The organism is Anaerotignum sp., from assembly GCF_031981185.1.
Classification (GTDB): domain Bacteria; phylum Bacillota; class Clostridia; order Lachnospirales; family Anaerotignaceae; genus Chakrabartyella.
Genome location: NZ_DALYUL010000015.1, coordinates 83456 through 91894, shown reverse-complemented (window position 1 = coordinate 91894; position 8439 = coordinate 83456). Strand labels below are relative to the sequence as shown.

Sequence of the window (8439 nt, the reverse complement as noted above, 5' to 3'; positions counted from 1 at the left end):
GAATGCAACCACAAGGGCAATGAAAGCAATCTATAAAGAGGGGGTGGCTAGTGCTAACCCACAGCCGCAAGGAGTGGTTAGGAATGCTGATATTTATGAATTGCAATTAGCTATCATTCTTGTTAAGAGTGGCACACAAAGAATTACACAAGCTGAGATTACATCTAAAAAGTTAGATAGTACAGTTTGTGGAATAGTTCATGCTGTTGTGGATACAGTGGATACAACAGAAATTTTCAAGCAATATGAAACCTATCTCAATCAAAAGATTGCTGAATGGAACGCTACGAAAGCACAACAAAAAGCAGATTGGGAAACACAAATGTCAACTCAGCAGGAGGGTTGGGAAACACAAAGCGATACACAGCAAAATGAGTTTGATGCCCGTCAAGCTGTTATTCAAGCGTGGTTTGACAAAGTACAAGGTGATATATCTAAGTTACAGACCTTTGATATAAATAATTTATTTTCCTTTGTTGGTTGTACCATGCAAGAAAGAAAAGTTGATGGCAAATACATCAATACCCTTAAATACTCATTGACAGGCACGAAAGTAGCTGAAATGGTGGATGAAAAAATAGGGGAGGATTATGTAACTACGCTTAGTATCTTCACGAAAGATGGACTAAACATTGAAAAGAAAATTCGGAAAATAGACAAAAAGGTAACTGAAGGATATGACACAATTATTAGTGAGGTGATTTAATGGGAATTTTAAGCGGAAGTGATATTGAAAGGATAAATGACAATATAGATTCAAAACTCAAAGAAAAAATAAATAGCACTATTGGTACAGAAAAAGAAAAGCCCCTAGACTTTTTTTCAAAAACTATATTGGCAAATGATGGGCATTTTTACAGCCCAAAAATGGATTATGGGTTAAAGGCACAAACTGGCAGTCAAGGAGTTTTTCAACAATCCTACGGTGGGGCTTTCATTGCGCTGAGCAGCGCTCGTGGATTAATCTATTGCTTAAGTCCTTACGAAACCTCTTCAACTAATTTTTGTCCATGCACACTTAGTGTAGATAACTTGTCACAATCAAGTGGGAACAGCGTTAATAAAAACTATTATGTCACTGGCTCATCAACAAGCAAACTTATAGGTATCACTTACGATGAAGTTACTGACTCTGTATTTTATACCGCTGGGTTTTCACAAGATGGGGGCACTATAATTTCAATATCAAAATTTACAGGAGACTTAAGCACTAGGGTTGCAAAAGTGCAAGTGCAGGCTAACAACTCTCTAGTAGTGGCTGGCGAAGGCTATGTGTATGATATAAATGGAGGCTCACCAACAATTAAAAAGTACAACGCAAACAATTTAGCACTGATAGGAACTTACGCTATTAATGGATTGATAGCTATACTCTCAGCAAGTTATAGCGATGGGTATTTATACTGTTGTGTCAGATTTATTGGAAAAACTAGTTTCTCTCTTATAAAAATAGATGTAGATACTTTTAATATTCAGCAAGCTATTGGAGGAGAATCTACAGAAGAAAATCCAAGCTTTAGCTATACCCAGTGCATGGATTCAGACTACTTGTACATTTACGCAACTGTTTCATCAAAAAGATATATTTATAAGATAAGAAAAACAGATTTTACAGTCATCGCAAAGGTTGATTTGGGCACGGAGATACTAAGCGCAACGTCTTTTAGCAACATACCGTATGCGGCTTGTTATAAAGGGTTTGCTATTTTTACATGTAGTCCTAGGACTGAGATGCTTATTCTTGACACAAGTACAATGCTTTTTAGTGTACAGGCTACTTCGACAGATGGAGGTTTGGCAGTCCACGACAACAACCCAAGCTATGACAATGCTTTGTATTATTTTGTTGGGATAAAGAGAGTCCAAAAGTATATAGATATAGCGTTTACAGTGAGTGGAGAGTATGAGAGGGTGGAGTAACTATGATTTATGTATTTGAAGATGGAAGAATGCTTTATGATTCGCAATATTTAATGCCAGCAGATGTAGGAAAGTATGTAGCAGTGGAAAGCTTACCTCCGATTGAGGACAGAGAGGGCTATGGCAGTTACTATGTTGCAAATCTGGAAGAGAATAAACTTGAGGTTGTTTGGGTTGAGAGTATATATATCCCTGATTTTAATTCTTATCCTGAACCATTTTTAGAGAACTACCAACCAACAGAAGGTGAACTTATTATCATAGAAGCTCAGGCAGCAACTTTGATTAATCAACAAGAAATTATCAGCAAACAGACAGAAATTGATGCGGTATTAGCAGAGTTACTTCTGAATCAACAGGGGGTATAAAATATGATTTATAAAATTGTAAAGCGGTATTTTGATTTAAGAATTTATACATATGAGAATGTAGGTGTGTTCGTTAAAAGTGGTAAGATTAGCTCAGATGAGTTTAAAGAAATTACGGGGCAGGATTATGTAGGAGTTTAATTCAAATATTAACTAAGGGCTGTAATATATACAGCTCTTTTATTTTTAACTAGGAGCTGATGCAATGAACCAAGAAGAAATGGCAGTAAGAATTTCAGAGATAGATTCTCGTGAAAAGAGCAATACAAAGAGAATTGATAAAATTGAAGAAAGACAAGAGAATCTTGAAAAGCTAACTGAAGCTGTATCTGTTATGCAAAATGAGCAGAAACATACAAATGAAAAGGTTGACAGAATTGAACTCAACGTAGACAAATTAGTGGAAAAACCAGCTAAGAGATGGGAAAGTGTAGTTGAAAAAGCAATTACTGTTGTAGTGGGTGCGGTGGTCGGGTATTTCCTTTCTGGGGGGCGGTTGCCGTGAAGGAAAAACGCAGACGTCTGCGGATTAATGATGATACTATGACAACCATTGTGGTATTGTCTTTGCTTTTTTGTGTAGCGGTGGTGGTTGCTGGCATGGTTTTGGCTTTCTTCGGGGTGGACGTTTCCACTATCGTAGGGAATGCCTTAACGGTATTTGGTACGGAGCTGGGTATTTGTGGCGTTATGACCATATTCAACCGTTGGGCAGATAGGCAGGACAAGCAAGCGGAGAAGCGGCAGGAAAGAAGATTGAGAAGGGAGGAACTGAAGAATGAAAGAAAACGAAACGAGCAAAGTGCAGGATGAGTTAGTACAAGGGGTAGCAGTTTTAAGAGAAAGCAGCACAAAGGTAACCATACAGAATCTTTTGACAGTGAAATCTATCGTTACAATTTTGCTGACGGTGGTATTCACTTATTTGGCCATTGTTGGACGAATTAGCGGAGAACAGTTTTTAACCATATTTAGTGTGGTCATTGCCTTTTACTTTGGTACCCAGTATCAGAAAAATAGCGGAGGTGAGGAATAATGAAACCAGTTTTATATATGCAGAGTGATCCGAAATGGGCCAGTCATGATTATTCTGCACCGGATGAAAAGACTACGATTAAGGCAGAGGGGTGCGGTATTACTTGTGCCGCTATGGTCATTGCAACGCTGGCCGACAAGAATGTTACTCCTGTTACAACAGCGGAATGGTCAAAAAAGCGTGGATATAAGGCCAAAGGACAGGGTACATATTATTCCTATTTCAAGCCCCAGGGAGCGGCGTATGGTATTGATATTACCATGCTGAATAGCGCCAATATTTATGGCTCTCCTAGTTCAAAGTATCACGACTTGGCAAAGGAAGCCATTGGGCGTGGTGATTTGGCTATCGCTTGCATGGGCAAGGGGAATTGGACAACCAGTGGCCATTATGTATTATGGTATGGCATGGACGGGAGGAAAGTGCAAATCAATGATCCCTGGTCCGATAAACCAGCGCAGACAAATGCAGATTACAATTTATTCAAAAGTCAGGTGAAGTTTTATTGGGTGGTAAAGGTGCCGGATGAATTTAAGGAGGATGAGGATATGAAAAGATATAATACATTAAACGAAGTACCAAACTGGGCAAAACCTATGGTGAAAGATATGCAGGATACAGGGTGCTTCTCGGATAAAAACAAGATGGATCTCACGGATGATATGGTTCGTACAATGGCTTTGGTTACAAGGTATCTTGATAAGAAGAAATAATAATAAATAAAAGTCCTTTAAGGGCTTTCTTTATTAATCATGAGAAGTATTTAGTTTTTTGCCACAACGTGGACAGTATTCAAGGCTTTCAGGATTAGCCCTAAAGTCAAGTGTTTTATTACAATGTGGACATTTATATTGAAAATCGCAATAAAGCGAAATCGCCAGAATGATAATAGCACCCCAAATGTCGGCAAAAATTGCCCGATAGGTAACTGCCAAGAATGCAAACAAAAAACCTAGGGTTCTGTATTTTTTTGACTGTTCAAATGAAAAATTTTTCAATGTAAATCAGCTTCTTCCTGTTGTTTAAATTTTCAGCACTCAGTTCCATAAGTATAATATAATTTACAAAGTTAGTAAATGCATTGTTAAAATTGATGAGAGTTGAATACATTCATGTTGCTTAGCAAAACAACTAAAAAATCAATTCTTTAAGTAAAAAAACAGCCCCTCAATTCGAGGGGCTTTAAATAAGTAATATGAGTTTAGAAGTGAAAAAATTTATAGGAGGTAAAATGGATAGTTTTATAGCATGGGTAGGCGGTAAGAAATTATTAAGAAAGGAAATCGTGAATAGATTTCCGGAAGAAGGCGTTAAGAAATATGTGGAAGTATTCGGTGGCGCCGGATGGGTATTATTCTATAAAGATAAACACGCAGAAAAAGAGGTTTATAATGACGTAAATTCTGAATTGGTGAATTTGTTTCGGAATGTGAAATATCATCCTGAAGCAGTGGCAAAAGAGCTTGATCTAACAGTAAGCTCAAGAGAAGTATTTGAAAGATACAAGATGGCAGATGTTAGTCAAATGACGGAGATCCAGAGAGCGGCCAGATATTTATATTTGATAAAACTGTCTTATGGTGCCACGGTGCGTTCCTTTGGGTGTAGAGCTAGAAATACTATTGATATGGATGCTTTACTGCAGGTAAAAAGACGGCTTGATGGTGTGTTAATTGAAAATAAAAGTTTTGCAAAGTTGATTCCTGCCCAGGACGGAGCGAGCACCCTCTTTTATTGTGATCCACCTTATCATAATACAGAAAAATATTATGATACCGGAGAGGATGGTTTTGGGGAAGAAATGCACGTGTTGTTGCGGGATACACTAAGAGGTATTAAAGGGAAATTTGTTTTATCATATAATGATGATGAATTTATCAGAGAGATTTATAAGGATTTTGTAATTGAAGAAGTTGAGCGGTCTCATAATTTAAAAATGGCAATGGGGAATTTGGGTAGTACATACAAAGAATTAATTATCAGAAACTTCTGATTTAATATATGATTGAGTATATGTCTTAATAAAAATACTATAGTGATGCGAAAAATGCTACAATTGGTGATATTAAAGCCGATTGTAGCATTTTTTTGTATTTGTGGAAATATTTTGAACAATGAGTTATAATAATTACAAATATTATTTAACGTTTAAAAGCACAGTTAAATTCGCGTATTAGCAATAACGGGAAGTTGAAATCAAGCAAGAAAGGTCGTTTATTATGGATAAAGGTGCACATTTTTTTAACTGCGATTTTCAGGTACATACACCTCGTGACTTAAATTGGGGTGGTGAAAAATATGGAATAACTCCAGATGAGATTGCTTTGCTAATCGATCAACAAAAAGATGAGATAATGCAAGAAAGATACCGTTTTGCTAATGATTATCTTGAAAAAGCTAGAGAAAATGGTCTAGATGCAATTGCAATTACAGATCATCATGATGTTGTATTTGCAAAAATTATTAGAAAAGTCGCTGAAGAAAGAAATAGAGAATTTATTGAGGCGCAACAATATGATAAATGTATAACTGTATTCCCAGGTATGGAACTTACTTTATCTAATCCAGCGTGTCAGTGTTTGATAATTTTTGATGCAGACTTTCCCGATAGTGATTTGGATTCGGTTGTTAATTTTTTGGGGCTTAATCCAAATAATGAATACGAAAAAAGTCATGCTCAGGTTTGTCGGATTTCTGAAGAAATTAACCAAAACTTAGAAAAATTACACAAGAGATTGGATGAATTAGGATATTGTAAAGGGAGATATATAATTTTCCCTAATGTTAATAAGTCTGGACAATTTACGATTCTTAGACAAGGGTTTAATGAACATTATAGTAAGATGCCATGTGTAGGAGGGTATGTTGATAAGGAAATATCAACAGATTCCGGCTACTTAAATAAATTAAATGGTGGCGATCACAATTATGGTAACAAAGCAATCGGAGTTGTTTCAACATCGGATAATAGATACCAAGATGGAAGATTATTTGGCCATTATAGTACATGGGTCAAGTGGGAAGAACCAACAGCAGAAGCGCTAAGGCAAGCATGCCTTGCACGTGAATCAAGGATTAGTCAAGAGTCACCAGAACTTCCACAGATTTTTATATCAAGACTCGAAGTGACAAATAGTAAATTTATGGGTTCCTTTGTTGTCGAATTTAACAACCAGTACAATGCTTTAATTGGTGGTCGTGGAACTGGTAAATCCACTATTCTTGAATATTTGAGATGGGGACTGTGTGATCAAACAGATCTGTTAGAAGATATAGAAACAAAATCAGATCTTGAAAAAAGGCGACAAATTTTAATGGAAAAAACCTTGATTCCTTATGAAGGCGAGGTTCGTATTACTTTTATCGTGAATGGAATAATTCATGTGGTTAAACGAAATTCAGTGACCAAAGGAATACAATTAAAAATTGGATCTGGAAATTTTGAGCAGGTAAAAGAAGAACAAATCAGAACAATTTTGCCTATTCAAGGCTATAGCCAAAAACAGTTAAGCAATGTAGGTGTCAGAACAGACGAGTTGAAAAGATTTATTCAACAACCTATAGTTGATCAGCTCGGAAATTTGTCTTTTCAATTAATTGATAACGCAAAGAAGACCAGAAGTACCTACAGCGAGTATCTAAGAAAAAAGGATATGAAAAAAGAAAAAGATCAACTTGATTTGCAGATAAGATCTTTAAAAGATCAGGTAAGCAATTTGCGTGTTTCACTGAAAGGGATTTCTGAATACGATCAAAAAATTATTGCTATTAAGCAGCCCTATGACAACGAACAAAACTTGATTAATCAAGCAAAATCGGAGTTTTCAACTATTTCTGATCGTGTTTCCGAATTAATAAAATCATTGACAAAATATCCGGAACCTTTTGATTTAGAACAACCATTGATAAATACTCCATTGTTTGAATCAATTGATAAGGAAAGAACGGAGATCTTTGCAAAAATCAAAGATCTAGCCTTGCAACTTCAAAACTTATGTAAAGAAGAAAATCAGCAAAAACTGGCTGATCTAATCTCAGAATGGGGAAAAAGAAAAGCAGAATTTCAAATACAGTATGAGGCAGCAAAGAATAATGCTTCTGCCAATCGAAGTCAACTTAATGAAATTCAAAAAGTTGAAAAACGGCTTCAAGAATTGTCGGCAGATGTTACAACCAGAACTGCTGTCTTAAAAGATATAGGAAATCCAGAAGAAGAGTTTAATAAGCTGAGAGATGATTGGTTTGAAATTCATCAACAGAAGTTAAATCTCTTAGTCGAACAATCTCAGAATCTTACTACGCTTTCTAAGGGTGGCATTAAAGCTGAGTATTCAAATAATCTTGATATATCAAAAATCAAAGAACAGATTACACTTGCATTACAAGGGACAAGAATACGTGACGATAAGTTACAGGTCCTTTGTGATTATATCAAGAATAGTGAAAATTCATTAACTACTTGGAATAAAGTATTAAATGAGTTTAAGGCTCTTGCAGAGATAAAAATTACAGAAGAATCAACATTTGAAATGCCAGTTACACCAATATTAACTCAATGTGACTTTAGCCAAAATCATGTTGAAAAAATAGCATCTATGTTAACCCCTGAAAAATGGTTAGATCTTGCATTGGTGGTAGTTGAATTCACTCCTGATTTTAAATATTCAACAAATAATTTGATGGGTGATACAATTCCATTTTCAGATGCTTCTGCCGGACAACAGGCGACGGCGTTATTGACGGTATTATTGAATCAACCTGGGAATCCTTTGGTGATTGACCAACCTGAGGACGATATAGATAATAGAGCAATTAGAGATATAATTAATAACATTTGGGATGCCAAAAAAAGACGGCAAATCATATTTACAAGTCACAATGCAAACATTGTGGTAAATGGAGATGCGGAACTTGTAATTTGTTGTGATTATCTTGAGTCAGAAAATCAGACACGAGGACAGATTAAAGCTGAGGGTGCAATTGACTCAAAAATTATTAAAGCTGAGATTACATCGGTTATGGAAGGTGGAGAGAAAGCATTTCGTTTAAGAAAGGACAAATACGGATTTTAATAGATATACTAACTTAATTATTTATCTATAATGCAATAATATG

General features: G+C 35.9%; 10 protein-coding genes. All 10 read left to right on the top strand.

Annotation, left to right across the window (positions count from 1 at the left end; translation table 11 throughout):
• Window positions 1-706, top strand: a 706-nt coding sequence (locus tag RTK36_RS10115; RefSeq protein WP_331655014.1) for a hypothetical protein, incomplete at its 5' end; no start/stop codon positions are given.
• Window positions 706-1920 (top strand): hypothetical protein, encoded by a 1215-nt coding sequence (locus tag RTK36_RS10110; protein WP_312046758.1) that lies wholly within the window; start codon window positions 706-708, stop codon window positions 1918-1920. The genes RTK36_RS10115 and RTK36_RS10110, both read left to right, overlap by 1 nt.
• Window positions 1921-1922: 2 nt before the next feature.
• On the top strand, window positions 1923-2288 hold the full coding sequence (locus RTK36_RS10105) for a hypothetical protein (RefSeq protein ID WP_312046756.1): 366 nt from the start codon (window positions 1923-1925) through the stop codon (window positions 2286-2288).
• Between the two features lie 3 nt (window positions 2289-2291).
• A complete protein-coding gene (locus tag RTK36_RS10100; protein WP_312046753.1) occupies window positions 2292-2429 on the top strand; it encodes an XkdX family protein in 138 nt (45 codons plus the stop codon).
• A 64-nt stretch (window positions 2430-2493) separates the two neighbouring features.
• On the top strand, window positions 2494-2793 hold the full coding sequence (locus tag RTK36_RS10095; protein WP_312046751.1) for a hypothetical protein: 300 nt from the start codon (window positions 2494-2496) through the stop codon (window positions 2791-2793).
• The gene (locus RTK36_RS10090) at window positions 2790-3101 is read left to right on the top strand and encodes a hypothetical protein (protein WP_312046748.1); all 312 of its coding nucleotides are present in this window, start codon (window positions 2790-2792) and stop codon (window positions 3099-3101) included. The genes RTK36_RS10095 and RTK36_RS10090 overlap by 4 nt, the downstream gene beginning before the upstream one ends.
• On the top strand, window positions 3067-3324 hold the full coding sequence (locus RTK36_RS10085; protein WP_312046746.1) for a hypothetical protein: 258 nt from the start codon (window positions 3067-3069) through the stop codon (window positions 3322-3324). The genes RTK36_RS10090 and RTK36_RS10085 overlap by 35 nt, the downstream gene beginning before the upstream one ends.
• Window positions 3324-4037 carry a C39 family peptidase gene (locus tag RTK36_RS10080; protein WP_312046744.1) on the top strand — a complete coding sequence of 238 codons (714 nt, stop codon included), beginning with the start codon at window positions 3324-3326 and terminating at the stop codon, window positions 4035-4037. Before RTK36_RS10085 ends, RTK36_RS10080 begins: the two co-directional genes overlap by 1 nt.
• 518 nt (window positions 4038-4555) lie before the next feature.
• Window positions 4556-5317: a DNA adenine methylase gene (locus RTK36_RS10075; RefSeq protein WP_312046742.1), complete on the top strand. Its 762-nt coding sequence runs from the start codon at window positions 4556-4558 to the stop codon at window positions 5315-5317.
• Between the two features lie 226 nt (window positions 5318-5543).
• Window positions 5544-8396 carry a TrlF family AAA-like ATPase gene (locus RTK36_RS10070; RefSeq protein ID WP_312046740.1) on the top strand — a complete coding sequence of 951 codons (2853 nt, stop codon included), beginning with the start codon at window positions 5544-5546 and terminating at the stop codon, window positions 8394-8396.
• Window positions 8397-8439: the final 43 nt, after the last annotated feature.